This is a genomic window from Halomarina rubra (assembly GCF_023699475.1).
Classification (GTDB): domain Archaea; phylum Halobacteriota; class Halobacteria; order Halobacteriales; family Haloarculaceae; genus Halomarina; species Halomarina rubra.
Window position 1 is genome coordinate 127,534 of the sequence record NZ_JALXFV010000001.1, and the last position, 26,626, is coordinate 154,159.

Consider the following 26,626-nt stretch of genomic DNA (forward strand, 5'->3'; position numbering starts at 1 on the left):
CTGACCGACGAGTTCTGTCGGGTTCGGTACGCGGCCGCCCCCGTCACGGCCGACGTCGAGTCCCGTGTCCGGTGGGCGCTCGACCGCCTCCGTACCGACGAGGAGGTGCGGTCGTGACTCTCGCACGGCGACTCGCGACGGGTGTCGGCTTCCTCGCCGTCCTCGGGGGCCTCACCGTCGCCGCGGTCCCGTCGCTCGCGCCGGCGCTCCCGTCGGTGACGGCCCTGACGGCGGCGGTCGGCCTCGGTGCACTCCTCGTCGGCGGGCACGCGGCGTACGGCCGCTCGCGGGCGGCCGGCAGCACTCACCACGAACTCGCGGCGACGCCGACGTCGACTCCGCCTCCCGAGGCGGCGCTCGCGGTCTACCTCGACGACGTCACCGGCGTCCCCGGTCCGGTCGACGAGCAGGCACGGGCGGCGGCGTACCTCGACGTACGACGGCTGACGGTCGCGGCGCTCGTTCGGAGCGAGGGCTGCTCACCCGCGGCCGCCCGCCGTCGACTGACGACGGGCGAGTGGACCGACGACACGGTCGCGGCCGCGTTCTTCACGGGAGCGTCACCGTCGCTCCGGGACCGTCTCCGGGAGTGGGTGACCGGCGAACCGACGTTCGAGCGCCGCGGGACACGTGCCGTCGCGGCCGTCACTCGAATCGACGCGGCTCCCGAACCGGCCCCATGACGGCGGGTGCTCCCGACGAGCGGACGTTGGCGACCCGACGCTGGCACGGCGTCGCCGCGCTCGCGGTGGTGACGACGGCCGTCGGCGTCGTCACCGCGCGACCGGGGCTGCTGCTCGTCTCCGTCGTCGGGGTCGCGGTCGCCGCCTACGCCAGCACGGCGAGCGCACCGGCGACGACGCTCGCGCTGACTCGGACGGTCGACACCGAGCGCCCGAGCGACGGCGAGACCGTCACCGTCACCGTGACCGTCGAGAACACCGGGGAAGCGGCCGTCTCCGACCTCCGACTGGTCGACGGCGTCCCCTCGGGACTCGCCGTCGTCGAGGGGACCGCACAGTTCACGACCGCGCTTCGACCGGGAGCGATCGCCCGCTTCGAGTACGACGTGCGGGCGGCCCGTGGCGACCACCGGTTCGACCCGGCGACCGCCGTCGTCCGCGACGCCGGCGGTGCACGCGAACGCCGGGTCCGCCTCGTGGCTCCGACGCGACTCCGGTGTGTCCCACGACTCGGACCGCTCGCGCCGCCCGCGCTCCGGGCGCTCACGACCCGACACAGCGGCCCGCGCCGGACGCCGACGCCCGGTGCCGGGACCGAGTTCGTCACCGTCCGGGAGTACCGACGCGGCGACCCACCCTCGCGCATCGACTGGCGACGACGCGCCCGGACCGGCGACCTGGCGACCGTCGAGTTCGCCGAACCGCGGGCGCTCCGCGTGCTCGTGCTGGTCGACGCTCGACCGGTCGCGTACGCGGCCCCAGGCGACGACGAGGTCGGCACGCCGGACGCGTCGACGGGTCACAGCGACACCGCCGTCGACCGGAGCGTCGCCGCGGCCGGCCGCCTGTTCGCCGGTCTCCTCGACGCCGGCCACACCGCCGGTCTCGCCGCGCTCTCCCCGCGGTCGTTCTGGCTCGCTCCCGGCGGTGGTGCGGGCCACCGCGCTCGTGGCCGCCGCGAACTCGCGCTCCACCCGGCGTTCGACGCGACTCCGCCCGACGCGGACGTCGACGAGCGGCGCGCGGTCGACCGTCTCGTGGCCCGTCTCGCGAACGACACGCAGGTCGTCGTGCTCTCGCCGCTGGTCGACGAGAGCGTCCTCGGGGCGATTCGGCGACTCGACGCGGCGGGCCACCGTGTGTCGGTGCTGAGTCCCGACGTAACCGGGACGGCGACTCCGGGCGAACAGGCCGCCCGACTGGAACGGGTCGGACGAATACGGTCGCTCCGTGGTCGGGGCGTGCCGGTGCTCGACTGGCGGTCCGGGACGTCGCTCGACCGTGCGCTCGCCGGGAGGCGGTGGCTGTGAGTCGTGTCGTCCGGGTCTGTCGTGCCGGCCGGGTCGGACTGGTCGGGGCGGCGGGCGCGGGGACCGGTGCGGTGGTCCTCGTCTCGCCGTCGCCGACCGCGGCCGCCGTCGGTGGCGGTGCCGTCCTCGCGCTCGTCGGGGGCTGTCTCCGCTCCTCGCGGCGACTGCTGACGCTCGCGGCGACACTGCTGTTCGGCTGCGTGCTGACGGCGGCCGTCCTCGGCGTCCCGACGCCGCTGGTGCTCGTGGCGACGGTGCTCGCCGTCCTCGCTTACGACCTCGCGGAGAACGCCCTCGCGCTCCGTCGACAGGTGCCCGACGCCGCCACGACCCGAGTCGAACTCGTCCACGCGACGGCGACGACGACGCTCGCTGGCGGGGTCGCGGGTGTCGCCTACGCGCTGTCCTCGCTCGCGCCCTCCGGACTGCCGGGGGTCGCGTTCCTCGGTCTCCTCGCGGGTGCGGTGGTGCTCGTGTTGGGGTTGCGAGCGTGACCGGGACGCAACCGTCTTGCCCGCTCGCTCGGAGCACCGAGTGATGCCCTCCGACGACGGCTCTCCCGACGACGGTCCACCGAGTCTCGCGCACGCTGCGCTCCCGCCGTTCTCCCTCGTGGCCGCTGCGAACGCGCTCGCGCCGCCGGACGCCGTCACGCAGTTGTACTACCTCGGGCCGGCGCTCGTCGCCGCGACGTTCCTCACCGTCTGGCTGGCACGCGGGGGCGGGTGGGAGCGTCTCGGGCTGTGGACGACGCCCTACACGCTCCGTGTGTTCGGCGGGTCGTGGTTCCTCGTCGCCGTCGTCGGTGGCGTCGTCGCTGCGTCGCTCGACGGCGTGGCGGGGCTGGTCGTGGGCGTGCTGGGCTACACCGTCGCCACCGTCCTCGCGACGTGGCTGGCCTACCGTGGCGGGGCTGGGACGCTCCGCCGAGCAGTCCGCCGGTAAGTTCCGACGGGCACACAACGCTTAATCGCCGGACGTGCGACGTACGCACATGCGAATCGCGCTCTGTGGCGGCACGGGTGACGTCGGCGAGGGACTCGCGCTCCGGTGGGCGTACCACACCGACCACGAGGTGCTCGTCGGGTCGCGGGACCCCGACCGCGCCCGCGAGAAGGCCGAGGAGTACGAGACCGAACTGTCGAGTCGCGGCGTCGACTGCACGGTCAAGGGGTTCGACAACGCGATGGCCGCCGACCGCGCGGACGTAATCGTCCTCGCGGTGCCCGCGTACCACCTCGTCGACACCGTCGAGGCAATCGCCGACCGTCTCGACGGCGACGACGTGCTCGTCACGCCCGCCGTCGGGATGAAACGCGACGACGACGGTTTCCACTACAACCCGCCGAGCGCGGGGAGCGTCAGCGCACTCGCCGCCGACGCTGCCCCCGACGACGTCTCGCTCGTCGGCGCGTTCCACAACCTCGCGGCCGGCAAACTCGCCAACCTCGACGCCGACCTCGACTGGGACGTGCTGCTGTTCGGCGACGACCCCGACGCGAAGGACATCGTCTCGATGCTCGCCGAGGAGATTCGCGGTCTGCGAACGCTCGACGTCGGCGGCCTCGCCAACGCGGACGAGGTGGAGGCGTTGACGCCGCTGCTCATCAACGTCGCGACGAACAACGACGGGATGCACGACCTGGGCGTTCGGTTCCAGTAGCGACTCGCCGAGGTGAGCAGTGTCGAAAAAGCGGTTCTCGTCTACGCGCCGGCGGATTCGAGCGCGCCTTCGATGTCGTCACGCTGGGTGACGCCGACGAAGCGCTCGACGACGCCGTCGTCGTTCTCGATGATGAGCGTCGGGAGCGAGCGGACCTGGTACTCGTTGGCGACGTCCTGTTCCTCGTCGACGTTCACCTTCTCGACCTCGAAGCGGTCGCCCCAGTCCTCCTTGATGTCGTCCAGGATGGGGTCCTGGGTCTTACACGGGCCACACCAGTCGGCGTAGAAGTCCTTGAGTGTCACCGTCATCGGTACGACGACGTTGCCGTCCGCTCCGAATAAGGGTTTCCACTGTTCGCGAGCGGCGCGCCGAGACGGCCACCGACGGTCGTTCGCGGCGACGTCTCGGTGACGAAACGTTTAGGGCGTCGCGTCGCTCACCGTCGCACATGAGTGGAAGCAATAGCGGTGGGCTGATGTCCAGTGCCGGACTCGTCCGGTACTTCGACTCCGAGGACCGCAACGCCCCGCGCATCGACCCGAAGACGGTCGTCGCCTTCGGCGCGATGTTCGGCCTCCTCGTGATGGTCCTGACGGCCGTCGCCGTCTGAGGACGCCCCGACCGCTTTCTCGTCTCCGCGTGCCGTCGTCAGCGACCGCTCTCCGGTGTCGGCTCCGCCGCGAGACGACGTCACGACCCCACGACCGCCGTCCCGCGACACTTTTCCCCGGAACTCGCCTAGCAGGGCCATGACACTCGTAGCCGGCGTCGTCGCGGTCCAGGGCGACGTCTCGGAGCACGCCGACGCCATCCGGCGGGCGGCCGCGGCCCACGACGAGGACGCCGAGGTCAGGGAGATACGCACCCCCGGCGTCGTTCCGGAGTGTGACGTGCTGTTGTTGCCCGGCGGGGAGTCGACGACCATCTCCCGACACCTCGCGACCGACGGTATCGACGCGGAGATTCGCGAGCACGTCGCCGCCGGCAAACCGCTGTTGGCGACGTGTGCGGGGCTCATCGTCGCCTCGACGGACGCCAAGGACGACCGTGTCACGACGCTCGACGTGCTCGACGTGACCGTCGACCGCAACGCGTTCGGCCGGCAGGTCGACTCCTTCGAGGCTCCCCTCGACGTCGACGGCCTCGACGACCCGTTCCCGGCGGTGTTCATCCGCGCGCCCGTCATCGACGAGGTCGGTGCGGCCGTCGAAGTGCTTGCGTCGTGGGAGGGGCGGCCCGTCGCGGTCCGGCAGGGGCCGGTCGTCGCCACGTCGTTCCACCCCGAACTCACCCCGGACCCTCGACTCCACGACCTCGCGTTCTTCGAGTCGGTGCTGGCGTAGCGGCGCGACGTTCGGAGCGCCGTCGTCGGTCGGGAACTCCCGACGCGGCCGCACAATCCGTCCGGAGAGTGAGAGGTGTTATCCGTCGGGGTCTCCGAGAGGCGGCTATGAAAGCAGTGATAGAGTCGGTCCGGGTCGCCGGGACCCCTCGGGGACCCGCACCAGTCGTCCTCCTCGACGTCGAGGGGCAGGCCGACGTGCTCCCCATCTTCATCGGTTTCGAGGAGGCGACGAGCATCGCCCGCGGGATGGACGCCGCGGACATGGGTCGGCCGTTGACCCACGACCTCCTGCTGGACGTCGTCGAGGAACTCGGCGGCCGGGTCGACCGTGTCCACGTCGCCCGGCTGAACGAGGGGACGTTCATCGCGGACCTCCACCTCAACACGCCCCGCCAAGACGTCACCGTCGACGCTCGACCGAGCGACGCGCTGGCGCTGGCCGCCCGGACGAACTGCCCGGTGTCGGTCGCCGACGAGGTGTTCGCCGAGGCGAGCGACGACCCCGACCGCTACGCCGAACTCGACGACATCCGCGACGTCATCCGCGCGGAGATGGACGCCGAGGAGGAGGGGTTCCTGTGAGCGAGGGGTCGACGGGCGGGACCGGCGAGACCGGCGAGACCGCCGAGGACGCCCCCGCCGCCGACGTGCTCGACGACCTGTTCGCGGTCGTCGAGGAGCGCAAGGAGACGCTCCCCGAGGGCTCCTACACGACGTCGCTGTTCACCCACGAGAAAGGCGAGAACGCGGTGCTGGAGAAACTCGGCGAGGAGGCGACCGAGATCGTCCTCGCGGCGAAAGACGACGACGACGAGGAGTTGGCCCACGAGGCCGCCGACTTCGTCTACCACCTGCTCGTCCTCCTCTCGATGAAGGGGATGAGCCTCGACGACCTGCGCGCCGAACTCGAAGAGCGTCGCTGAACGCCTCGAACGCCGCTGAGCGCTCTTCTCTCGGCTTCTCGTTCCGACTCAGTCCCGTCGCTCGAACCGGTGGCGGACCACGTCCGCGTCGTCGTTCCACTCGAAGCCGTCGCTGTGGGCGTGTTCGAGTCGCTTCCGGTACGCGTCGAGGTCTTCCGAGCCTTCGGCGCGGGCGTCCGCGTCGGTCAGGTCCCCCAGCGTCCGGTGGGTCACCTCGACGACCTCGAACGTCGTGTCCTCGATGTCGAACGTGTCGCCTTCCTCCGCGTAGGGGTTCCCGCGGTGGATTTGGGTGATGTCACCCGACAGCGCCAACTGCTCGACGTGGTCGTTCGGCAACAGCGTCTCGGCGTCGATTCGCGTCATGGGCCGGCTACGTGCGGCGTGTGCAAACCGCTACTGGTGTCGTCACTCTCGGGTCGCAGTCGTTCGGAAAAACTGGGAGTATCAGGCCGCGGGTCGGCCGGTCTCGGTCGGTTCCTCGCGGGTCATCATGCCGCCGATAGCGCCACCGATGGCTGCCGGGACGGCGGCGAGGATGGCGAGCATGACGGCCGCGAGCGCGATACCGATGGACGCGAACACGCCACCGAGCGAGAGCGAGACGACCGAGACGGCGAGGCCGAGCACCGCGAGCACGGCGATGAGGACGAGCGCCCCGATAGCGCCGGCGAGCAGGCCGTTCCACGCGCCGTTGGCGGTCCCCATCCGGGCGAAGTACCCGGCGGTGAACCCGCCGATGATGCTACCGAGGACGGTGCCGAAGATAGCGAGCGACTCCACGTACGCGCCGACGATGCCGAGCACGGCGATGACCACGAAGCCGATTGCTACAGCGCGCCAGTTAGTTTCTACCATAACGGATACTCCTTGGCCGTCTGAGACGATAAACTATGTAACGAGACCGCCAGAAACTCCAGAAATTCGGTCTCTACCCCCGGAGTTAGCGCCAGAACAGTCGGTCAGTCCGATTGCCACGTGCCGGCCAGTTTGGCCGGTTCTCACGCCACCGCAGCGCCGAGCAGTCCCCCGACGGCGCTCGGGACGGAGACGAGGAGCCAGAACACGACGGCGAGCGCCGTGCCCGTGACACCGAGCACTGCCCCGCCGGGACCGCCCAGGAGGGTGAGAATCGCGGTTCCGAAGACGCCGACGAGCAACGCGATGACCAGTCCGCCGAGCGCGCCGGCGAGCAGGCCGTGCCACGCGCCGTTGCCGAGGCTGCCGCCCGCGATGTAGCCCGCGACGAACCCACCGACGACGGCGGCGAACAGTTGGCCGATGCCGGGGAGGACGAAGCCGACGATACCGAGCACCACCTCGACGGCGAAGCCGACGACGACGGCGTACCAGTTGACCATACCCCCGGTAGGGCGGCCGAGCGGATGAGGTTGGTGTCGGAACCGGCCTCCGCGACGGGGTATCCCAGCGGCGGGGACGGGCCCCCGGCCGACTGAGTGTCCCGTTGGCACGCCGACGACGGGAGGGACGCGCTTTTGCCCGTTCGTCCGATACGAGGGGTATGACCTTCGAAGACCTCCCCACCACGCCGCGTGCGGAGGAACTCATCGACAAGGCGTTCTCGCGGGCGGCCCGAGCGGGCCACGCGAAGTCCGGACTAGAGGCCCAGCAGTCGATGCTCCAGACGGCGTCGAACATCATCTCGGACAACCTCCAGAACGTCACGACGTCGTGGCCCGACTTCGACGTCGTCGACCCGTTCTACCGCGACCTGGCGGACGCGACGGTCGACGCTCACGGGGACTGTCCCGGCGGCGTCGACGGCCTCCGCAAGCACCTCTCGCAGGTGATGTGGGCGGGGCGGCAGGCCGACAAGATCCGCGACGAGTACCAGTCGAAGCTCCGGAACACCGACCCCGACACCGCGAAGAAACACCGCAAGCAGGCGTTCGCTCGTCTCGCCAGCATCACCGAGTCCGTCGGCGACGACCTGCTCGCACTCGGGGAGGCCCGCAACACGCTCCGTGACCTCCCCGACATCCGCCCCGACGAACCGACCGTCGTCATCGCGGGCTACCCCAACGTCGGGAAGTCGACGTTCGTCAACGCGGTGACGAACGCGCGCAACGACATCGACTCCTACCCGTTCACGACGACGCAGGTCCACGTCGGCCACGTCGAACGCGACCACATCCGCTACCAACTGGTCGACACGCCGGGCCTCCTCGACCGCCCGGCCGAGGAGCGCAACGGCATCGAGCGTCAGGCGGTCAGCGCCGTCGAACACGCCGCCGACACCCTGCTCGTCTTCGTCGACGCCAGCGAGGAGTGTGGCTACCCCCTGGAGACCCAACTCGCCCTGCGCGACGAACTCCAAGCGCACTTCGACGCCCCCGTCCTCACGGTCTGCTCGAAGGCCGACCGCTCGCGGGACGTCGAGGCCGACGTCTACCTCAGCGCCGAGACCGGCGACGGTCTGGACGACGTCGTCGACGCCGCGGTCGAGGCCGTCGACTACGAGATCGAGCTTCCCTTCGACGGCTGAACCGGTCGGGCGACCGAATCGGCCACCGAAGCGGCGGCCCGACCGCCGACCGTCGCCCTGCCGACGCGTGCCGTCTCTATCTCGACGTACCTGACCTGCACCTCGACGTCACGACCGGCCGCCTCGTCGACCGCCTGGTCGATCTGGTCGGCGAGCCCCGGCGGCCGGTTCCCCGGCGGCGCGCCGACGGTGACGACGACCCGCTGTGGTTCGGTGAACAGGACGGTGCGCGTCTCCAGTTCGATCTCGGTCTCCAGGAGTGTCAGCTGGGAGCTGTTGTTGACGACGCTCCCCGCGGCGTCGCGAATCGCCTGCTCGTCGGTCGCGGTCGTGTAGCTGTCGTAGGTGACCCCGCCGAGGAACACCGAGAGGACGGCGATGGCGACGACGAGCGTCAGCAGTCGCTTGACGGTCGCGCTCCGGGCCTGGTCGCGCTGGAAGAACCGCTCCGGGCGGTAGCCGCTGTACCACAGCACGACGAGCGCGGCGAAGTTGATGGAGAGCAGGTTGACGAGCGTCAGCACCGCCGAGCTGATGGCGGCGCTCGGGATGCCGTACGCGATTGCGAGCCCGACGGTCGCGGCGGGTGGGATGAGCGCGACGGCGATCATCACGCCGACGAGCGCCGTCGAGACGCCGGTCGTGAGGCTGACGACGCCGGCGACGCCCGCCCCGAGCGCGACGGCCAGCGAGAGCGCGTCGGGCGCGAGGCGTTCGCGCACCTGCGCGAGGTTCGTCGGGTCGAGCGACGGCGGCACGATGCCCGTGAGCTGGACGACCCACGCGAACACCGCGGCCGCACCGATCGACAGCCCGACGCCGAGGATCTGGTACCGGACGCCGCGGCCGAACAGTTCGTCGTCGTCGATGACCGTCCCGACGGCCGTCGCCATCGCCGGCCCGATGAGCGGGGCGATGACCATGCTCCCGACGACAGTCGCGGGGGAGTCCAGCAGGAGACCGGCGGTCGCGATGATGGCGCTGACGACGGTCATGACGACGTACGTCGAGAAGGTGCTCGCGAGCCCCTCGGCCTTCGACCGGAGCTCCTCGCGGGCGATGCGGTCGCCGTTGCCGTGGTCGGCGTACTCGTTCTCCAGCGCGTCGAACCGGTTGGAGACGACCGTCTCGGCCTCGGTCACGACGGTGTAGGCGCTCTCGTCGACGCCGACGTCACGGAGCGCTTCGAGCACCTCCTCGACGGCGTTCGTCGGTAGCGGGAACGCGACGATGGCCTCGTAGTCGTGGTTGCCCGTCTCGTCGCTGACGACGTACTCGACGTCCTCGTCGTCCAACACGCCGAGCACCACCGCCCGGCGGCCCTCCGGCACGCCCACCTGAACGAGTCGCACGCTCGGTGTCGACTCCCGGCGACGCGTTATAGCTACGGGTCGACGGCGGCGAGACCGTCCGTGAACCGACGGCTGGAGCGAGGTGGCTCCGATACTAGCGGCAAGCGTTATAGTTCTGAATTCGTGAGTGTCTGGTATGAAACGACGACGGTTCCTCGGACTCTGTGGCGTCGCGGGCGTCGGGGGCGTCTCCGCGATGACGCTGTACGACGACGGCGTCGCGGCGGGCGCGCCGGCGTTTCCACGCTCGGCAGCGGGGCACCCGCGACTCCGCGAGGACGACGGGGCCGAGTGGTCGATTCTCGACGAGGCGACCCGGACGGTCTCGGGCGGGAAGTTCGGCGTCGACGTCTCCGCGACCATCTCCTCGACGCTGTTCTCGTACGACGCCGCCAGCGAGCACGCCGCCGCCCGAACCGACGGGGCGTTCGACCGCTCGGTCGTCCTCGCCTCGCTCTCGCGTATCGACCTCGACAGCTACGTCAACCTCGCGGTGACGGCCGACCGTATCGAGGGGCAGGTGCTCCCGGCCGTCGAGTCGCAGTTGCGCGAGCGCGACGTCGGCGAGGTCGACTACGAGCGGACGACGCTGGCCGACGACCTCCGTGGCGTCCAGCGGACCTACGACGTGGGCGGGACGATGGGGGTCGGCCCCATCTCCTACGACGACCCCGACGCACCGGACGTCTCCGTCGACGTCCCCGGGTTCGACCTCGACGTCGCGGGCGTCGTCGCGCTCTGGAAGGCCTCGGTGGGGACGGTGTACGTCCTCGGCGGCGTCTACCCGGCCGCGTCCGTCACGCGGACGGCGACGGCGACCGCCGAGGGGCCGGACGGCGAGCACCACGAGACCGACCGCGAGGTCACGATGGAGTTCGAACCGGCGACCTATCGCGACGCGCTGCTCTCGTTGCTTGACGACGAACGGGCAGCCTCTGAGTAGCACGCCCCCGTCGACACGACCGCGACCGACACGACGTTACCGTCGCGCTTTCACTCGCGGACCCTCGCGAGCACCGGTATCTCCTCGATTCGCTCCTCGTCCAGCGCGTCCCAGTCGACGCCGTCGGGGCGGCCCGTCGCCCCCGTTCGAACCGTTCGTTCGGGGGTGACGACGACGTCCATCGGCACGTCGTGGTCGGCCGTCTCGAACGCCTCGTCGACGACCTGCCGCTCGTGGACCGTCGTGACGACCGTCGTCGTCTCGTCGACCAGTCCCAACTCCCGGAGCACGGCGAACTCCAGGTCCGAGTAGCCCTCGCCCTTCCCGATACGGTCGCCGGTCTCGGTGACGGCGACGCTCCCCGAGACGACGAGGTCGACGTGCGGGAGGGCGTCCGGACCGACCTGGACGCCGTGGTCGTCCATGCCGCTGACGGTCGCCGCGGCGTCGGTGTCGGTCAGTTCCGCGGGGTCGAGTTCGACGAAACACTCCTCGTCGCGCAGTCGCGGGACGGCCATGTAGACGGTCTTGCCCGCGTCGAGTGCCGCGCGGCGGACCGGCAACTGCGGCGCGTCGGGGTTCGCCTTGATGGCCGTCGCCGCCTCCCACTGGGGGAGCGCGGCGAGACGCTCGGCCGCCTCCTTCGCCCCGTCGAAGTTCGGGATGCGCCCGTGTGGCGGGAACGGGAACCGGGCGATACCCTCCGCCTCCAGCGCGTCCCAGATGCGCTCGCGGATGTCCTGCTTGTCCATGCGCTCGGGAGGGTCGGCCGGTCCAAAGGCGTGTCCACGTCCGTCCCGGCGCACTTATCGGCCGTGACGCGATAGGTGGGCCATGTTCGAAGGTCGCCCGGAACGGGGTGCCGAGGTCGTCCTGGTCGGACGGTCGAACGTCGGGAAGTCGACGCTGATGCGCGAACTCACCGGCAAGCAGTTCTCGACGGGCGGCAAGCCCGGCGTGACCCGCTCGCCGAACCACTACGACTGGTCGTCTCACGACTTCGTGCTCACCGACCTGCCCGGCTTCGGGTTCATGGAGGGCGTCGAGTCGGGCCACCGCGAGGCCATCAAGACGAACATCGTCCACTACCTCGAGGACAACGCCGACAGCATCCTCGTGGGCGTCGTCGTCGTCGACGGGAAGAGCGTCATCGACATCATCGACCGCCACTCCGGCCCCGACGAGATTCCCCACGTCGTCGAACTGTTCTACCTGTTCGAGGACCTCGGCATCCCGTGTGTCGTCGCGGTCAACAAGATGGACAAGGTCGACGACCGCGACGACCGCCTCGATGAGGTGTGTGACCGTCTCGGTCTCTACCCGCCGTGGAAACAGTGGCAGGACACCATCGCGCCCATCACGGCCAAGCGTGGCTCCATCACGCCGCTCACCGAGGCCGTCCGCACGCACCTCCACGACGCCGGTCGGGACGACCTGTTCCAGTTCTTCTAAGCGACCTTTTATCCACGAGCGGGGCGGCTTCGCCGCCCCACGGGGTAAAAGCTCGACCAAAAGGATTCGTCGCTCACTTCGTGCTCTCCGAGCACTCCGTTCGCTCCTCACCCCGCTCGCTCGTTCGCCTCTGGCTCACTCGCTCGCGGTACGGCACACCAACGGTCCCGCCTCGGCACCGCGACCGCTCCGGACGTTCAAGTACCAGCACGCGACCAGCGCCGACGTGTTCTGAGAACTGTGGCGTGACCGGTCGGGGTGCTCCCCAGCCGTGGTGTCGGTCCCACGGAGCGCGACACGCGGTCACGTCTCGGTTCGGTGTGTCGCCTGCTCGTCGACCGACTCGGAGCGCGCCGCACTCGCCGGACGCCCTCACCTGCTCGCCGCGGTTCCGTTGTCCACCCGAACCGCGTCGTCGGCGTCGTCGGGGATGTCGACGGTCACCGGGTCGCCGTAGCCGCTGAAGCGGAGGTCGACCGACCGCTCGAACTCGAACGACTCGCCGCGTGCCTGCCGGGTTCCCGCCAGGTCGACCTGCGAACGGACGAGCGTCGCGTTCGCGACGCTCACGTAGAACGTCGCCGAGACGGTCGAGACGTTGAGCACGCCCGCCGAGCGGAGACCGAGTCGTTCGTACTCGCTCTCCTCGACGGTCCCGTTCAGGACGTAGACGTCGGTGCCGTTCAGCCGCTCCGTCCCCTCGAGGGTGACGTTCGAGGCGTTCAACAGGGCGCGCTGGCGAGCGAGCGTGTCGTACTGCTCCCAGGTCGCCGAGAAGTTCCCCGAGACGTCGCTCCTGAGCCAGTTGGAGTCGAAGTCCTGAGCGTAGGCGGGACTGTACTGGTACAGCGTCTGGTTCTCGCCGTCGACGTACGTCTCGACGGTGAGCGAGACGCCGCTGGCCGAGACGTTGTTGACGAGGGCGGCGTCACGGACCGTCCGGTTGAACCGACCCGTCGCGGTCGTGTTCTCGGACTCGTTGCGCGCGACGTAGTCGGTGCGCTGGTCGACGGCGAGGCGGTACGTCGTCACCTCGTCGAGCGTCGCGAGCGTCTCGTTCTTGACGCTCTGAGCGGTGACGTTCTCGCCGGGAGGTGCCGGCGTGCCGGTGGCGGTGGCGTTCGGCGCGACGGTCGTGTCGTCCGCCCCGCCCGGGAGGCCGAGGCCGTTGCACCCGGCGAGGACTACCAGCGCGGCGAGGAAGAGGGGGAGAAGACGGCGCATGGTCCGACGTGTCTGCGCGTCGGGTTAAGGATTCCGTGACGGTGAGTCGACCACTGGAGGGCGGTCTGCTCTTTCGTCGCGGCGACCGACTACCGGACCGTCCCGCTGAGGACGCTGACGAACCCGAGGGCGTGCTCGTCGTACCGGCGGTCGAACGTCCGGTCGGCGAGCGCGCTGCGGGCCGCTCGGACCTTCCGGTCGAGACCGGTCCGAGCCTCGCCGCCGCCGAGCGCCTGCCGGGCGGAGTCCCCGAGCGAGTCGGCGGGTGCGCCCGCACCGACGAAGGCACCGAACAGCGGGTTCGCCAACGCGCCGACGGGGTGGTCGCTGCTCGTCCCGTCGAGGAGGGCGACTCGCCCCTCGGTGAGCGCACACCAGTCGGCGACCGTCTCGGCGGGGTCCGGGAGCATCCCGACGACGAACGACCCCAGGACGGCGTCGGCACAGGCGACCGGTGGCGCGGTGGCGTCGGCCTGGACGACGGCGACGTTCGACCAGCCGTGGCGTTCGACACGGTCACGTGCCCGGCCGAGTAGCGGCCGCGTGAGGTCGATGCCGAGCACCCGCCCGTCGGGGCCGACCCGCTCGCGGAGGAACGGGAGGTTCGCGCCCGTCCCACAGCCCATCTCGACCACGGTGTCGCCCGCCGAGAGGTCGAGCGCGTCGGCGGCGGTCCGTCGCCACTCCGCCACCCCGGGTGCGGTCGCGATGGCGTCGTACAGCGCGGCGTACCGACCGTAGAACTCCTGGACGGGGTCGTCACGGCCGCCGTCGGGGTCGCTCACACCAGCCTCCGGACGCGCTCGGCGGCCGACGCCGCGTCGTCGCCGAGGACGTAGACGACCGGTTCGATGCCGAACGCACCCGACTGGTACAGCACGTCGGGGTCGGTGCCGTCCGCGAGCGCCGTCGCGATGGCGTCGTCCAGCGAGGCCTCGGGGTCGAACGCGACGGTCGTCAGCCCCTCGGCGTCGAGCGCCTCGACGATCGCCTCGTCGTAGCGGACGTTGAGCGCCGCTCGGGCGCTGGCACCGTGTTCGCGGGCGGCGAGCAGCACACGGGCGACGTGTTCGCTCACGCCGAACTCCGGGTCGCCCGGGACCGTCGCCCGCCCCTTCACGTCGAGGATGCGCCCCGGAACGCCGGCCACGTCGTCGATACCGCCGGCCTCGGGGAGACACATCACCAGGTTCGACCCGACGGCGGGGATGAGCGTGGCGAACCCGCTGGTGTTCTCCAGGACGCGGAGCCCCCGGCGCACGGACGACAGCGCGCGCTCGGCCGCTCGGAGGTCGCTGTCGGCGTCGTGGATGGAGAACGAGCCGTCGTAGGCGGCGAGTGCGGGCATCGCCTCCTCGTGGAGCGTCGCCAGCAGGTCGCCGCGTTCGAGTCGCCGGACGAGCACCTCGGCGTCCGCGAGCGCCTGGACGGACGTCATCTCGCCGGTCGCGAGGCCCTCACCGAGGCGTTCGACGAGCGACACGACGCGTTCGTCGGCGAGCACGCGGTCGTTGCGCTCGACGTCGCCGTGGGCGTACTTCGAGACGGCGCTCTGAGAGATGCCCAGCAACCCGGCGACCTCGCTCTGGGTCAGTCCGCGCCCCCGGAGGTCCTCGGCGAGCATCGAGCGGAACGTCGGCAGGAACTCGTCGACGACGACCTCCTCGATGAACTTCATACCGGGGCCTCGTCACGCACCGGTCGACTCGCTCGCCGGGTGTGGTCCGCGGTGACCATCACTGGTCGCCTCCGAACTCCCGGTCCCCACGAATTCGGGACGCCTGCGGGCCGGCCTGGTCCTGGTACTTCGACCCGCGGCCGCTGCCGTAGGGGCGCGCCGCGGGGGAGGTCAACTCGGTGAACACCAACTGCGAGACGCGCATCCCCGGCGAGAGGGCGACGGGCGCGGTCCCGAGGTTCGACAGTTCGAGCGTGACGTGGCCCCGGAACCCGGGGTCGATGAACCCGGCGGTGGCGTGGACGACGACGGCGAGTCGCCCCAGCGAGGAGCGTCCCTCGACCTGTGCGACGAGGTCCGAGGGCACCTCGACACGCTCGTGGGTCGTCCCGAGCACGAAGTCCCCGGGATGCAGGATGAACTCTCCCCCCTCCTCGACTATCGTCTCGGTGACGTAGTCGTCGACCTCCGTCTCGCGATTGGGGTGGATACACGGGATGTTGGCGCGCTGGAACTCCAGGAACTCCCGGCCCAGGCGAACGTCGACGCTCGCCGGCTGGACCTGTAAGTCGGGGTCGTCCAGCGGTTCGACGACGAGGTCGCCCGCCTCCAGTCGCCGGAGGATGTCCGTGTCCGACAGTATCATGCGGGTACGAGCGACCGACAGCGGGTAAAACCTCCCGGTCGCGCGGGCGGCGGGGCGGCGGGGGGTCGTCGGCCGAGTCGCCAGCGCTTTGACCCGTCTCACCCAGCCTCGGGTATGAAACAGGCCATCGTCGCCCGCACGGACATCGGGATGGGCACCGGCAAACTCGCCGCGCAGGTCGCCCACGCCTCGCTCTCCGCCTACGAGAACGCCGGACCGGACGCCCAGCGGGCGTGGAAATCGGGCGGCCAGAAGAAGATCGTCCTCAAGGCCAGCGGCGAGTCACAGGTGTTCGAACTCGCCGAACAGGCCCGTCGCGAGGGCCTCCCCCACGCGGTCATCCGCGACGCGGGCCACACCCAACTCGACCCCGGCACCGTGACGACGCTCGCGGTCGGCCCCGCCCAGGAGTCGCTCGTCGACAAGGTCACCGGCGACCTCTCGCTGTTCTGAGACGGCACGCCGCCTCGCGGGTCGGCCGCGGTTCTCAGAACCCCCGGCCGTACTGGTCGGGTACGTCGACGGCGTCCATCCGGTCCAACTCCTCGGCGGCGTGGAGCGTGAAGTGCGGGTCGTTGAGGTGCTCGCGAGCGAGGATGGCGAGGTCCGCGCGCTCGTTGCGGATGACCTCGTCGGCTCCCTGTGGCGTCGTGATCTTCCCGACCGCACCCGATGGGACGTCCGCCTCGTGTTTGACGCGCTCGGCGTAGGGCACCTGGTAGTGTGCGCCCGTCTGTGGCACCTGCTGGTCGGGGTGGATGCCGCCGCCGCTCACGTCGACGAGGTCCGCGCCGGCCTCTTCGAGGTCCTGCGAGAGGCGGACAGTGTCGTCGACGGTCCACGACTCGCGGTCGGGGAGCCAGTCGGTCGCCGAGAGACGGACGAAGACGGGTTTGTCGTCGGGCCACACCTCCCGGACCGCGGCGGTCACTTCGCGGATGAGGCGCGTGCGGCCGTCGTAGTCACCGCCGTAGTCGTCCTCGCGGGTGTTGGTCACCGGCGAGTAGAACTCGTGGAGCAGGTAGCCGTGTGCGCCGTGGACCTCGGCGATATCGAAGCCGGCCTCCAGCGACAGCTCTGCGGCCCGCCGGAAGTCCTCGATGACCTGCTCGATACCGCCCTGGTCGAGTGCCTCCACGTCGTGCGGGTCGTCGTGGGGGTACGGCTCGTCGGTCGGGCCGACGGGCGTCCAGCCGGTCTCGTCGCGGACGGGCCCGGACTCGTCAGCGAACGGGCGGTGCGTCGAGGCCTTCCGCCCGGCGTGGGCGAGCTGGATGGCCGACGTCGCACCCTGCTCGTGGACGAACTCGGTGACGGGCGCGAGCGCCTCTGCGTGCTCTCGATTCCAGATGCCGAGGTCGTGTGGCGAGATGCGTCCCTCGGGGTTCACGGCCGCGGCCTCGGTCATGACGATGCCCGCTCCACCCCTCGCCAGCGAGCCGAGGTGGACGAGGTGCCAGTCGGTCGCCTGCCCGTCGAGGTCACAGGAGTACTGGCACATCGGCGACACCATCACGCGGTTCCGCATCTCGGTGCCCCGCAGCGTCAGGGGCGTGAACAGGTCCATCGACTGTCCCTCCGGGCGTCGGTAGAAAAGGCGCGTCGGAATCGGCAGCCCTTCCGGGTCTCGTCGGCGAACCGATACGACGGCCCTCCGCGATGGACAGTCCCTTACCAGCCCCCCGAGTACGCCGGGTATGATTTCGAGTTCGCGTCAGGGCCGTGAGGGTGGTCGATGACCCGTCCCGGTCACCCCGTCGAGCGCGCCGTCGGGATGGACCACTACGTCAGCGACGCCGACGGCATCGGCGGCCGCCTGCGCGCCCGCCCCGAGGACTTCCGGGTCCGCGAGTTGGAGGCCGTCGACGTCGAACCCGTCGACGCCGACCCGGGGTCGTACGGCCACCTCGTCTTCCGCGCGACGCTCTACAACTGGGACACGAACGACTTCGCCAGCGCGCTCTCGGACAAACTCGGGATGAGCCGCGAACGCCTCTCGTGGGCGGGGACGAAGGACAAACGCGCCGTCACGACCCAACTGTTCTCGGTCCGGAGCGACGAGAACGACCTCCCCGACCTCTCGGACGCCGACGTCGAGGTACTGGGGCGGACCGGCCGGCCCGTGCTGTTCGGCGACCTCCGGGGCAACGAGTTCGAACTGGTCGTCCGCGACGTCGAACGCCCCGACGACGTCTCCGAAATCGCGACGCAACTCGCTGCGTTCTGCGCCGGTGGTGACGACGAAGCACCACCTCTCGACTCGCTCCCGCTGGAGGCGTCGGTCTGCGTCCCGAACTACTTCGGCCACCAGCGCTTCGGGTCGAAACGACCGGTCACCCACGAGGTCGGTCTCGCCATCGTCCGCGAGGACTACGAGGGGGCGGTGCTGGCGTACGTCGGCAACCCCAGCGAACGCGAACCCGAGTCGACGCGGGAGGCCCGGCGGTACGTCGAGGAGACCCGCGACTGGCAGGGCGCGCTCGACCGCCTGCCGAAACGGCTGGGCTACGAACGCGCCATGTGTCACCGACTCGTGGAGGGCGACGACTCGCCCGAGGACTTCCGCGAGGCGCTGGAGACTGCCCCCTCGAACCTCCAGCGACTGTTCGTCAACGCCGCGCAGTCGTTCCTGTTCAACCGTATCTGCTCGGAACGGCTGGAGCGAGGGCTGCCGTTCGACCGCCCAGTCGCCGGCGACGTGGTCTGTTTCGCCGACGACGAGGGCCGCCCCGACACCGACCGTCTCCAGCGCGTCGACCAGCGCCGGGTCCGAACGGTCACCCGCCACTGCGAGCGTGGGCGGGCGTTCGTCACCGCGCCGCTGGTCGGCACCGAGACCGAGTTGGGCGACGAGGAACCGGGCGATATCGAGCGGTCGGTCCTCGCCGACGCCGGCCTCGAACCGGGGGACTTCGCGAACCCCCACGGCTTCGAGTCGACCGGGACGCGTCGCGCGATTCGCCTGCGGACCGACCTGAGCGTCGAGGCGACGGCAGACGACCGTGCCGACGGGGACGCCGACCCCGAGACCCTCCGGTTCACCTTCGGACTCCCCTCCGGGTCCTACGCGACGGTCGTCCTCCGGGAGTTCCTCAAGGCCGACCCCGAGACGCTCTCCTGAGCGGCACGAAACTCGTCGCTCTCGTCGGTCGTCGGCTCTCGCTCACGCCGTTCGCCCGAACCGTCCGCCTTATCCCGCGTACACTCCACCGTCCGACAATGACGTGTCGGCAGTGCGCGAGCGACCTCGACAGACCGGGAGACTTCTGTCTGGTCTGTCGAACCGCCAACGCCGACACCGTCGTCCTCGACCTCGACCGCGACCGGGCGCGCGTCGTCGCGCTGTTCGACGACGACGTCGTCTCCGACCGGACGGTCACCACCACCCCCGAGACCGGCGACCTCGAAGGCACGGAACTGCGGAACTTCGCGGGGTTGGTCGCCGACGAGATCCACCGCAAGCGCCCCGAGGAGGTGTACGCGACCGGCGAGCGCGACGTGCTCTCGGCGGTCCGCGCCCAGGCGCACTACCCGTTCTACCGCGTCGAGGGCGAGGACCCGGTCGAGGCCGTCGTCGAACGCCGTGGCGAACCCGCCCTCGAGACCGTCGACAAATCGCCCCACGAGAAACTGGGCGGCTCCCACAGCACGCTCATCGGGAACCGCGACGGCCGCCGCGCTATCGAGACGGCCGCTGCCCACCCCCACGTGAAGAAGCTCATCCCCGGTCCCATCGACGCCGGTGGCTCCGGTTCTCGCTCGGGCGTCCGCGCCAAGGCCACCCGCGCCGACGAACACGGGAACGTCCGACTGCTCATCCGTGACGGCTCCAGCGTCCAAGAGAATCGCGTCGTCACCACCGCCAGCGACCGCGAGATGGGTGAACGCATCCGCGACGACCTCGACCAGGCCCTCCGCGAGGAGGGCCTGCAGGACGACTGAACCACCACACGACGCTCGATTCCACGGACACCACGGGTGGGACTGAAAGGGGCCGGACGGTCGGCGAAGCAGGGCGACGCAAGCACCGAAGGAGCGAACGAAGTGAGCGACGAGGCGCGCAGCGAGCCGCGCGAGTCGACCGTCTGGGGGCTTTCGGGTTCTCGTCGTTCCGAACGATTCCGATGACCACGACACCGAATCACACGCCACAGACGAATCCTAGCGGCGACTCAACGGATTTATACCTGTGTCGAAGGTAGCGACACGTATCATGGCCAAGAAGAAAGGAACGGTCGGCTCTGCCGGTCGCTTTGGCGCTCGCTACGGCCGCGTCGCTCGCCGTCGCGTCGCGGAGATCGAATCGGACATGCACGACGACCACACCTGCCCCGACTGCGGGTCGGACGCCGTCGACCGCAAGGGCACGGGCATCTGGGCGTGTGGCCGCTGTGACTACACGTTCGCCGGCGGTACGTACCGCCCCGAGACGCCCGGTGGCCGTCAGGTCCGACGCTCCATCCGCGCCGCGCTGTCCGACAGCGAGTAACCCCCCGACCCCCTACACCAGCTATGAGCTACAAGTGTTCTCGATGCAAGCGTGACGTCGAACTGGACGAGTACGGCGGCGTCCGGTGTCCGTACTGTGGGCACCGCGTGCTCCTCAAAGAGCGTAGCCGCGACGTGAAGGAAGTCCAGGTCGAGTAGCCGTGACCGCCGGTCGGGGTGACGGCCACGCCGACCCGCCACACAGCGTCGTTCTCACGTTCACCTACCCCGACAGCCGAACGGCCGAAATCGTCGAGCGGAGCGTCCGTCAGGAGGTCGACGACATCGAGGGCGACCGAACCAGCGCGACCGTCTCGCGAGCGGGGACGGTGCTCACCGTCGACGTGGCGGCCGAGGACCTCGTCGCCCTGCGAGCGGGCCTGAACACGTGGTGTACGCTGGTGGAGGTCTCGGAGCGAAGCTCCGAGGCCAGTGAGCCGTAGTCTCGGGACGTTGCAGAACGAAGCTCCGAGGCCAGCGAATCGTGACGGGACCGGTCTCGGGGTGTCACGCCGCGTCCGTCGGAAAATCGTGTCGTCCGGTCGACGAGCCGAATAGCGGCCCTTTTTCACTCTGGAAGGCGAGTGACCGGACATGCAAGGAAATCTGCCGCCGGAAGCGCAGGAGAAGATCGAGGAACTGCAGGACCTGCAGGAGACGGCCCAGAACGTCGCGATGCAGAAACAGCAGGCCGACTCGACGCTCGCGGAGTCCGAGGCCGCTCTCGACCAGTTCGAGGAGATCGACGAGGACACGACGATGTACCAGGAGGTCGGCGAACTGCTCGTCCAGACCGACTACGACAACGCCAAGGACGACCTCGAGGAGAAGGTCGACAGCCTCGAGATTCGCGTCGAGACGCTGAACAAGCAGGAAGAGCGCGTCCAGGAGCGTTTCGAGGAGCTCCAGCAGGAACTGCAGGAGATGCTCCAGGGCGGCGGCGCGGGCGGCCCGCAGGGTCCCGGCGGCCCCGGCATGGGCGGTCCCGGCGGCGACTGAGCGATGCCGACGGAAGCAGACCGAGAACCGACCGACGAGGAGGTCGTCCAGACGGCCAGCGACGCCGCGGAGGGCGTCGTCCTCTCCCGGTACAAACAGAGCGAGGTGCGTGACGTCGACGTGACCGTCCACTTCGAGGACGGCACGCTGTCGGTCGACGTCTACCTCGACGCGCCCGGCGACGCCGAAGCGGTCGCCGACGAAGCGGCGCTCGCGGCACGCAGCGCGGTCGACGACCTGTTCGCCGAAGCCGAGGCCGACGCCGACGCGAACTGAGTCGTCCGCGGGCCGATTCTCTCTCCCGTTCGTCTCCACCGCGAGCGACGTGCTCGCGACGAGGGGCCGCCGTCAGTCGTCGGCCGGCGTGGGTGTCGTCGGAACGGGGTCGGCGTCGACGCCCAACTCGTCGATGACGGCCTGTGCGCCGACCTTCCCCGAGAGCAACATCGCGCCGAACGTCGGCCCCATCCGCGGGAGGCCGTGGGCGGTGGCGACGGCCATCCCCGTCGCGACGACGCCGTCGTGGACGACGCCGGTGTGTTCGACGACGGCGTCCTCGCTCCGACCGACCCACATCGAACCGTGGCCCGGCGAGTCGTGACCGGGGGCACCGTACTCGTCGTCGCCGCTGGCGTCCATGACGGTGCCACGGTCGCGGGCGGCCGCGATACCGGGGGCGTCGAGCGCACCGCGTTCGTCGAGTTTCGAGACGACCAGCGCCTCGTGGCCCGTCGCGTCGACGACGACGTCGGACTCGACGGCGACGGGGTCGACGCAGGTCAACTCCCGAGGGAGGGCGTGAACCGGCGTCCAGTTCATCACGATGCCGCCCACGCGGTCGTCCTCGCGGACGACGACGTCGGTGAACTCGGTCATGTTCTGGATGGCGACGCCCGCCGCACATGCGCGCTCGATGAGCGCCGAGCACGCGTGAGGGCCGCTCGCGACGTACAGTCCCTCGACGTCCTCGACGGGGTCGTACGGAACGCCCAGGTCGTCGAGAACCGTCTGAGCGGGCGCGCGGACGGTCACCTTGTTCATCAGGAACCCGCCCAGCCAGAACCCGCCGCCGAGGTAGTTGTTCTTCTCGACGACGGTGACGTCGACGCCGCGGTCGGCCAACTCGGTCGCCGCCATCAGCCCCGACGGGCCGCCGCCGACGACGATGACGTCGGTGTCGATGCGTTCTTCGAACTCCGCGGACCACGCGCCGGCGATGGCGCGGGTCACGTCTGCCTCGTCGACCGGACTGAAGCCTTCGAACTCGGGCATACGACTAGGTAATATTACTCAGTGATTTAGCGGTTGCGGTACCGTTCGGTCGAAGGGACTGTGTCCGAGCAGCGAGCGAGGGGACGAGTCTCGGGCGAGGGGACGGGTAACGGGGCGTGACGACGACCGACCGCTCTTCGCGGGTCACACGGCCGCGACACGAACGCTGATGGTGACGGGGACTGTCCGGTCGGACGGACAATGGGGTTCAGGCAGGACTTCGTCAACGCCGTTCGGCGACGCGTCTGGCCGAGGATTCACCATCTGCTCGCCGGGACGGTCGACGGCTACGCGGTGACCCACACGACCGAAGAGGAGTACGTGATGACGGTCCACTGCTCGGAGGCCGACCTGGAGCGAGTGCTCGACGAGGAACTCGGCTTCTCGCGGAACCCGATTTCGGCGCTGAAGGTCCGTCTCGACGGCAACACCGCCGAGGGGTCGTGGGTGTGGCGTGACTCCCTCCTCGCCGACTGGCAACTCCACGTCGTCCTCCACGCCGTCGACGGCGGCGCGGTCGACGTCTACGCCCACTGGGAGTACTCGTGGGTGACCCACCCGCTGGAACACTACGCCGGCCGGGGGTACGACGCGGAGAAGGGCGTCAGACTCGCTCGGTCGTGGCTCGCCGACCACGACGGCGAGCAGTTCCCCGAGGGACTCCCCTATCGCGTCGAGTCCGCGGCCTACCGCCGGGGCCGAGAGCTACTGTACGCCGTCTACCACGAACTCGAAGGGACCGAGGTCGCCCGCTACCTGGACCCGTTCGTCGCCGACCGGCGGGCACGGGGTGTGGACGGCCGACCGAACGTCTCCCCGCGCATCGTCGACTGACGCTCATGCCTCTTCGTCGACGCCACCACGAATCGCCCGCTCCGCGTCGGCCAGGGTCGCGTCGGCGTCGAACGCCTCGACGACGTCGCGCAGTTCCTCCTCGCTCGCGTCCGCGAGGTCGCGGGCGTGGCGCGTCACGTTCGGCACCGCCCGAATCACGTTGTCGACGATGGGGACCGTCGCGACCTGTGCCGACCGCGAGAGCGGGTTGAGGTCGACGACCAGTTCCACCTTCCCCATCGCCCCGAGCGCCTCCGCCCGGTCGCCGTCCTCCAGCGGGACGAGCACGACGTCGGCCGAGCCGATGCCGTCGGCGTCGACCTTCGCTCGCTCGTGGTCGATGCCGGGGATGCGCCCGTCGGCGGTGAGGCCCTTCACGTCCTCGGCACCGTGCTCGCGGAGGTGCTCGACGATGGCGCGCATCCGCTCGTCGGTACGGTTGAACAGGTTCACTTCGAGGTCGGCGTCGACCACCTCGGCGAGTTCGACGAGTTCGCCGGGACAGAGCGCGGCGACGTTCCCGTTGACCGAGAGCACGGGGTGGCCGGCGAGCAGGAGGTGGGCGGCCGCGGCACGGGCGGCGTCGTCGGCGCTCTCGGTCGTGCGTTCACCGAGCAGGTAGTCGAACGCCTCGCCGCGGCCCTGCGCGATGAGACCCTGTCTGCTGGTGATGCCCTTCTCGACGCCCTCCTCGATGCGGTGGCGCGTCAGGAGGGACTCGTACCGGGGGTGGCTCTCCGGGACGTCGATGTCGCTCATGGCCGACGGTTGGCGGGTCCGGGGAAAAGCGGTACGTTGTGTCGTGTTCGTCGTCGCGGCGACTCACTCCCCGACCAGCGCCGCACCGTCGGTCACTCGACACGAGCGGGCGTCGTAGCCCGCCCGCGAGAGGCCGTCGTCGAGCGCGAACACGGTCTGGCCGAGCATCGCCATCGCCGCCTCGCCGCCGGCCGCCTCGACGGCTTCGATGGCCGTCCGGACCTCGTCGGTCTGGAGGCTCGCTTCGCGGGAGAACCGGCGCGCCGCCCGCATGAACGTCTCGACGGTCGGGGTCTCGCGGAGCGTCGCGAGTGCCTCCTCGCCGGCCCGCGAGAGCGTCTCGGTGTCGCCGCCGATGACCGCGGCGGTGTCGAGGCCACCGAAGGTGACGTACTCGACGGCGGGCCGGGCGGGGAGGCCGTCGAGGTAGCCGTGTGGCGGCGCGCCCGGTTCGAGACGGACGGGCAGCCCGCCCCGGGCCTGCCCGACCACGTCGCCGAGGCCGGTACCGGCCTCGACCTCGCTGGCGTGGGCGATGGCGACGAGTTCGCGCTCGGTGTGGCCACCGGCGGTCGCCGCGTCGAGCGAGAGCGCGGTCCCGAGCGCGCACGCTCCCGAGACGCCGAAGCCGGCGCTGAGGGGGAGGTCGGTGTCGGCGACGACCCGGGCGTGGGCGTCGAGACGGTTGAGGACGCCAGTCACCGCTGGCATCTCGACGGTCTCGCCGTTCAACTCGACGGCGCGCTGGTCGGCGGAGGCGACCGGGTCGGCCGTGACGGTGACGCCGTCGGAGAGGGCGAGGCCCGCGCCCCGAGAGCCCGCGACGACCGGGTCGTCGTCGGGGTGGACGCTGAAGAAGCCGGTGACGTGGCCGGGGACGAACGCGCGCGGTGTCATCTGCCCGGAGTCGGCCCGTCGCGCACTAAAACGTTACAATCCGTCCCGCACCCGAAGGTCGTCTCGCCGTCAGGTCAGTCGGTGTCGGACGTCGGGTCGTCGTCGGGGGCGTCCGCCTCGTCGTCCGTGAAGAAGCCGGTCAGTTTCGCGGTCTCGTCGTCGGTCCCCCACGGCGGGTCGAACTCCTCGATGGCGAGTCGGGGCAGGTGTTTCGCGCAGTGGACGTACGCTTCCTCGACGTCGACGCGGACCCACAGCTTCTGGCGGTCGGTGTCTGCGGGGTCGATGGCCCCCGGCAGGTCCTCGTGGAGCGTCGCCTCGCCGTTGACGTGGAGGCCGACAGTCGTGTCCCACCAGTCGACGAACGTCAGGCTGGCGCTGGGGTTCTCCCGGACGTTGCCCAGCGAGGCGTGGACGCCGTTGCCCCGGTACTCCGGGTAGGCGACGGTTGTGTCGTCGAGGACGTTGACGAACCCGCGCGGCCCGAGCCGCGGCGAACAGTCGGTGTGGCCCTCGGCGTCGGCCGTCCCCAAGAAGAACATGATACGGTCGGCGAGGAACCGTTGCATCCGTGGCGTGAGCGCCTCGTGCATCGACCGCTCGTAGAACCCGTCGGCACGTGCTTCGGTCCCCAACTCCCGTTGCAGGTCGTGTTCCCCCGTACTGCCGGGTCGGTCCCGTCGGTCCGACATGACCGTCCGTTCGTGCGCACGTGGCAAACCCGTTCTGATTCTCCGAATTTCCGGGGCTCCGTGGGCCGTCCAGCACCCCGTCACCGCGACTCGCAGTGCCGGGTCGCGCCGCCAGAGCGGTCGACTCAGTCGTCGGCGGGTTTCGCGCCCTCGCTCCCGAGGCCCTGCCGGGTCACCGTCGGTTGCTCGACGGCGAGGAACCGCACGAGCAGGAACGCGAACACGAACTTCGCGCCCACGTCGAGGAGGCTGTAGAGCCACGACGTCACCGCGAGGCCCGCGATGCCCGTTCCGAACAGCGCCAGCCCCTCGGTACCGATGGCCCAGACGACGGGGTAGCCGACCCACAACACGACGGTCAGGTACTTCAGCCGGCCGAACAACCGCTGGACGGCGGCGTCCTGGCTCTCGACGTCGCGCGACCACGACCCCAGGATGACGGCGAGCACGACGAGGAAGAACGCCGTCGAGAGTGCGAACCACACCCAGCGGAGCCAGAGCGCTTGGGAGGTCATCGCCGCCGCCAACCCCGTCACGCACATCGCGACGTCGAAGACGACGGCCGTGAACAGCTTCGTGAAGTTCGTCCCCGCCAGCAACCCGAGCGCTGCGAGGATGAGCGGCGTCGAGAACGTCCACGTCAGGTAGCGACCCCACAGCGTCACCAACTCCCCGCGCCCGGGGATGTCGACGACACCGACGGTCAACCCGCTGATGAGCGCCAGATAGCTCGCGATGGACACCGCCGGGATGGCGATGGTAGCGACGACGATGAGCTTGGCGTACTCGTCGGTGACGGTCCGACCCATGTAGGTGAACGCGAGCAGCGCGAACCCCATCAGCGCGACGTTCACCCAGAGCGATCCGGCGAGCAGCGGGTCCGAGAGCGCCTCTCCGACGAGGTCGTCGGCCTGTAGTGTCGCGACGCTCGCAGCGAAGCCAGTTTGCACGACCATA

General features: G+C 70.2%; 37 protein-coding genes. 21 read left to right on the top strand and 16 right to left on the bottom strand.

The features are described from left to right. Positions 1-113: 113 nt before the first annotated feature. Genes M1L36_RS00710 through npdG form a run of 5 tightly spaced genes read left to right on the top strand, consistent with a single transcriptional unit; the run spans position 114 to position 3,656 of the window. Positions 114-683: a DUF7269 family protein gene (locus M1L36_RS00710; RefSeq protein WP_250871780.1), complete on the top strand. Its 570-nt coding sequence runs from the start codon at positions 114-116 to the stop codon at positions 681-683. Next, positions 680-1,993, top strand: coding sequence for a DUF58 domain-containing protein (locus M1L36_RS00715; protein WP_250871781.1), 1,314 nt, complete (start codon positions 680-682; stop codon positions 1,991-1,993). The genes M1L36_RS00710 and M1L36_RS00715 overlap by 4 nt, the downstream gene beginning before the upstream one ends. Continuing rightward, positions 1,990-2,487, top strand: a complete 498-nt coding sequence (locus M1L36_RS00720; protein ID WP_250871782.1) for a DUF7519 family protein — start codon at positions 1,990-1,992, stop codon at positions 2,485-2,487. Before M1L36_RS00715 ends, M1L36_RS00720 begins: the two co-directional genes overlap by 4 nt. A 43-nt stretch (positions 2,488-2,530) precedes the next feature. Next, positions 2,531-2,938, top strand: a complete 408-nt coding sequence (locus M1L36_RS00725; protein WP_250871783.1) for a hypothetical protein — start codon at positions 2,531-2,533, stop codon at positions 2,936-2,938. Between the two features lie 49 nt (positions 2,939-2,987). Next, on the top strand, positions 2,988-3,656 hold the full coding sequence (npdG, locus tag M1L36_RS00730) for an NADPH-dependent F420 reductase (protein ID WP_250871784.1): 669 nt from the start codon (positions 2,988-2,990) through the stop codon (positions 3,654-3,656). 41 nt (positions 3,657-3,697) lie between these two features. Here the strand turns inward: npdG and M1L36_RS00735 are convergent, their stop codons facing one another. Continuing rightward, positions 3,698-3,967: a thioredoxin family protein gene (locus M1L36_RS00735; RefSeq protein WP_250871785.1), complete on the bottom strand. Its 270-nt coding sequence runs from the start codon at positions 3,965-3,967 to the stop codon at positions 3,698-3,700. Positions 3,968-4,107: 140 nt separating this feature from the next. Between M1L36_RS00735 and M1L36_RS00740 the strand changes: the two genes are divergently transcribed. The 4 genes from M1L36_RS00740 to hisE all read left to right on the top strand — a co-directional run bounded on the left by M1L36_RS00740 (position 4,108) and on the right by hisE (position 5,927). Continuing rightward, positions 4,108-4,269: a preprotein translocase subunit Sec61beta gene (locus tag M1L36_RS00740; RefSeq protein WP_250871786.1), complete on the top strand. Its 162-nt coding sequence runs from the start codon at positions 4,108-4,110 to the stop codon at positions 4,267-4,269. Positions 4,270-4,408: 139 nt separating this feature from the next. Then, entirely contained in the window at positions 4,409-5,002 is a 594-nt protein-coding gene (gene pdxT / locus M1L36_RS00745) for a pyridoxal 5'-phosphate synthase glutaminase subunit PdxT (protein ID WP_250871787.1), read from the top strand. A 107-nt stretch (positions 5,003-5,109) separates the two neighbouring features. After that, positions 5,110-5,586, top strand: a complete 477-nt coding sequence (locus M1L36_RS00750; RefSeq protein ID WP_250871788.1) for a bifunctional nuclease family protein — start codon at positions 5,110-5,112, stop codon at positions 5,584-5,586. A gap of 65 nt (positions 5,587-5,651) precedes the next feature. Beyond that, positions 5,652-5,927: a phosphoribosyl-ATP diphosphatase gene (hisE, locus tag M1L36_RS00755; protein ID WP_250871877.1), complete on the top strand. Its 276-nt coding sequence runs from the start codon at positions 5,652-5,654 to the stop codon at positions 5,925-5,927. 48 nt (positions 5,928-5,975) lie between these two features. Here hisE and M1L36_RS00760 read toward each other — a convergent pair whose 3' ends face one another. The 3 genes from M1L36_RS00760 to M1L36_RS00770 all read right to left on the bottom strand — a co-directional run bounded on the left by M1L36_RS00760 (position 5,976) and on the right by M1L36_RS00770 (position 7,288). Continuing rightward, entirely contained in the window at positions 5,976-6,293 is a 318-nt protein-coding gene (locus M1L36_RS00760; RefSeq protein ID WP_250871789.1) for an ASCH domain-containing protein, read from the bottom strand. Between the two features lie 81 nt (positions 6,294-6,374). Next, entirely contained in the window at positions 6,375-6,785 is a 411-nt protein-coding gene (locus tag M1L36_RS00765; protein ID WP_250871790.1) for a DUF5518 domain-containing protein, read from the bottom strand. 143 nt (positions 6,786-6,928) lie between these two features. Then, positions 6,929-7,288 carry a DUF5518 domain-containing protein gene (locus M1L36_RS00770; RefSeq protein ID WP_250871791.1) on the bottom strand — a complete coding sequence of 120 codons (360 nt, stop codon included), beginning with the start codon at positions 7,286-7,288 and terminating at the stop codon, positions 6,929-6,931. 161 nt (positions 7,289-7,449) lie between these two features. On the opposite strand from M1L36_RS00770, the gene M1L36_RS00775 reads away from it, so the two are divergent. After that, on the top strand, positions 7,450-8,433 hold the full coding sequence (locus tag M1L36_RS00775; RefSeq protein ID WP_250871792.1) for an NOG1 family protein: 984 nt from the start codon (positions 7,450-7,452) through the stop codon (positions 8,431-8,433). Here the strand turns inward: M1L36_RS00775 and M1L36_RS00780 are convergent. Next, the gene (locus M1L36_RS00780; RefSeq protein ID WP_250871793.1) at positions 8,403-9,785 is read right to left on the bottom strand and encodes a TIGR00341 family protein; all 1,383 of its coding nucleotides are present in this window, start codon (positions 9,783-9,785) and stop codon (positions 8,403-8,405) included. The genes M1L36_RS00775 and M1L36_RS00780 overlap by 31 nt on opposite strands. 136 nt (positions 9,786-9,921) lie before the next feature. On the opposite strand from M1L36_RS00780, the gene M1L36_RS00785 reads away from it, so the two are divergent. Beyond that, a complete protein-coding gene (locus tag M1L36_RS00785) occupies positions 9,922-10,728 on the top strand; it encodes a hypothetical protein (RefSeq protein WP_250871794.1) in 807 nt (268 codons plus the stop codon). Positions 10,729-10,778: 50 nt separating this feature from the next. Here the strand turns inward: M1L36_RS00785 and M1L36_RS00790 are convergent, their stop codons facing one another. After that, the gene (locus M1L36_RS00790; RefSeq protein WP_250871795.1) at positions 10,779-11,480 is read right to left on the bottom strand and encodes a 5-formyltetrahydrofolate cyclo-ligase; all 702 of its coding nucleotides are present in this window, start codon (positions 11,478-11,480) and stop codon (positions 10,779-10,781) included. Positions 11,481-11,562: 82 nt separating this feature from the next. On the opposite strand from M1L36_RS00790, the gene engB reads away from it, so the two are divergent. Further along, positions 11,563-12,180 carry a GTP-binding protein EngB gene (gene engB, locus M1L36_RS00795; protein WP_250871796.1) on the top strand — a complete coding sequence of 206 codons (618 nt, stop codon included), beginning with the start codon at positions 11,563-11,565 and terminating at the stop codon, positions 12,178-12,180. Between the two features lie 372 nt (positions 12,181-12,552). Here the strand turns inward: engB and M1L36_RS00800 are convergent, their stop codons facing one another. The 4 genes from M1L36_RS00800 to dcd all read right to left on the bottom strand — a co-directional run bounded on the left by M1L36_RS00800 (position 12,553) and on the right by dcd (position 15,728). After that, positions 12,553-13,404: a LolA-like protein gene (locus M1L36_RS00800; protein WP_250871797.1), complete on the bottom strand. Its 852-nt coding sequence runs from the start codon at positions 13,402-13,404 to the stop codon at positions 12,553-12,555. Positions 13,405-13,493: 89 nt separating this feature from the next. Next, positions 13,494-14,189 (bottom strand): class I SAM-dependent methyltransferase, encoded by a 696-nt coding sequence (locus M1L36_RS00805; protein ID WP_250871798.1) that lies wholly within the window; start codon positions 14,187-14,189, stop codon positions 13,494-13,496. Continuing rightward, the gene (locus M1L36_RS00810; protein ID WP_250871799.1) at positions 14,186-15,082 is read right to left on the bottom strand and encodes a thiamine-phosphate synthase family protein; all 897 of its coding nucleotides are present in this window, start codon (positions 15,080-15,082) and stop codon (positions 14,186-14,188) included. The genes M1L36_RS00805 and M1L36_RS00810 overlap by 4 nt, the downstream gene beginning before the upstream one ends. Before the next feature lie 58 nt (positions 15,083-15,140). Further along, positions 15,141-15,728, bottom strand: a complete 588-nt coding sequence (dcd, locus tag M1L36_RS00815) for a dCTP deaminase (RefSeq protein ID WP_250871800.1) — start codon at positions 15,726-15,728, stop codon at positions 15,141-15,143. 114 nt (positions 15,729-15,842) lie between these two features. Between dcd and pth2 the strand changes: the two genes are divergently transcribed. Further along, complete coding sequence (gene pth2, locus M1L36_RS00820; protein WP_250871801.1) at positions 15,843-16,181, top strand: peptidyl-tRNA hydrolase Pth2; 339 nt, start codon at positions 15,843-15,845, stop codon at positions 16,179-16,181. 34 nt (positions 16,182-16,215) lie between these two features. Here the strand turns inward: pth2 and M1L36_RS00825 are convergent, their stop codons facing one another. Continuing rightward, positions 16,216-17,295, bottom strand: coding sequence for an NADH:flavin oxidoreductase/NADH oxidase (locus M1L36_RS00825; RefSeq protein ID WP_250871802.1), 1,080 nt, complete (start codon positions 17,293-17,295; stop codon positions 16,216-16,218). A gap of 168 nt (positions 17,296-17,463) precedes the next feature. Here M1L36_RS00825 and truD point away from each other — a divergent pair, with 168 nt between their 5' ends. The 7 genes from truD to M1L36_RS00860 all read left to right on the top strand — a co-directional run bounded on the left by truD (position 17,464) and on the right by M1L36_RS00860 (position 21,491). Beyond that, positions 17,464-18,849 (top strand): tRNA pseudouridine(13) synthase TruD, encoded by a 1,386-nt coding sequence (gene truD / locus M1L36_RS00830; protein ID WP_250871803.1) that lies wholly within the window; start codon positions 17,464-17,466, stop codon positions 18,847-18,849. A gap of 98 nt (positions 18,850-18,947) precedes the next feature. Continuing rightward, on the top strand, positions 18,948-19,670 hold the full coding sequence (locus tag M1L36_RS00835; RefSeq protein ID WP_250871804.1) for a DUF2103 domain-containing protein: 723 nt from the start codon (positions 18,948-18,950) through the stop codon (positions 19,668-19,670). 271 nt (positions 19,671-19,941) lie between these two features. Next, positions 19,942-20,217 (top strand): 50S ribosomal protein L37ae, encoded by a 276-nt coding sequence (locus M1L36_RS00840; protein ID WP_250871805.1) that lies wholly within the window; start codon positions 19,942-19,944, stop codon positions 20,215-20,217. A gap of 23 nt (positions 20,218-20,240) precedes the next feature. Further along, entirely contained in the window at positions 20,241-20,375 is a 135-nt protein-coding gene (locus tag M1L36_RS00845) for a DNA-directed RNA polymerase subunit P (protein ID WP_247413635.1), read from the top strand. Between the two features lie 2 nt (positions 20,376-20,377). Continuing rightward, positions 20,378-20,659: a KEOPS complex subunit Pcc1 gene (locus M1L36_RS00850; protein ID WP_250871806.1), complete on the top strand. Its 282-nt coding sequence runs from the start codon at positions 20,378-20,380 to the stop codon at positions 20,657-20,659. A gap of 151 nt (positions 20,660-20,810) precedes the next feature. Then, positions 20,811-21,215, top strand: coding sequence for a prefoldin subunit beta (locus tag M1L36_RS00855; protein ID WP_250871807.1), 405 nt, complete (start codon positions 20,811-20,813; stop codon positions 21,213-21,215). A 3-nt stretch (positions 21,216-21,218) separates the two neighbouring features. After that, positions 21,219-21,491, top strand: coding sequence for a DUF3194 domain-containing protein (locus M1L36_RS00860; RefSeq protein WP_250871808.1), 273 nt, complete (start codon positions 21,219-21,221; stop codon positions 21,489-21,491). A gap of 72 nt (positions 21,492-21,563) precedes the next feature. Here M1L36_RS00860 and M1L36_RS00865 read toward each other — a convergent pair whose 3' ends face one another. After that, positions 21,564-22,487 (bottom strand): thiazole biosynthesis protein, encoded by a 924-nt coding sequence (locus M1L36_RS00865; RefSeq protein ID WP_250871809.1) that lies wholly within the window; start codon positions 22,485-22,487, stop codon positions 21,564-21,566. 201 nt (positions 22,488-22,688) lie between these two features. Here M1L36_RS00865 and M1L36_RS00870 point away from each other — a divergent pair, with 201 nt between their 5' ends. Further along, positions 22,689-23,321 (top strand): hypothetical protein, encoded by a 633-nt coding sequence (locus M1L36_RS00870; RefSeq protein ID WP_250871810.1) that lies wholly within the window; start codon positions 22,689-22,691, stop codon positions 23,319-23,321. A gap of 3 nt (positions 23,322-23,324) precedes the next feature. Here the strand turns inward: M1L36_RS00870 and M1L36_RS00875 are convergent, their stop codons facing one another. The 4 genes from M1L36_RS00875 to M1L36_RS00890 form a co-directional block, all read right to left on the bottom strand. Then, complete coding sequence (locus M1L36_RS00875; protein WP_250871811.1) at positions 23,325-24,080, bottom strand: 4-phosphopantoate--beta-alanine ligase; 756 nt, start codon at positions 24,078-24,080, stop codon at positions 23,325-23,327. A gap of 63 nt (positions 24,081-24,143) precedes the next feature. Further along, positions 24,144-24,977 (bottom strand): pantoate kinase, encoded by an 834-nt coding sequence (locus M1L36_RS00880; protein WP_250871812.1) that lies wholly within the window; start codon positions 24,975-24,977, stop codon positions 24,144-24,146. Positions 24,978-25,051: 74 nt separating this feature from the next. Continuing rightward, positions 25,052-25,669 (bottom strand): pyridoxamine 5'-phosphate oxidase family protein, encoded by a 618-nt coding sequence (locus M1L36_RS00885; RefSeq protein ID WP_250871813.1) that lies wholly within the window; start codon positions 25,667-25,669, stop codon positions 25,052-25,054. Between the two features lie 125 nt (positions 25,670-25,794). Further along, positions 25,795-26,625 (bottom strand): bacteriorhodopsin, encoded by an 831-nt coding sequence (locus M1L36_RS00890; RefSeq protein WP_250871814.1) that lies wholly within the window; start codon positions 26,623-26,625, stop codon positions 25,795-25,797. Between the last annotated feature and the right edge of the window lies 1 nt (position 26,626).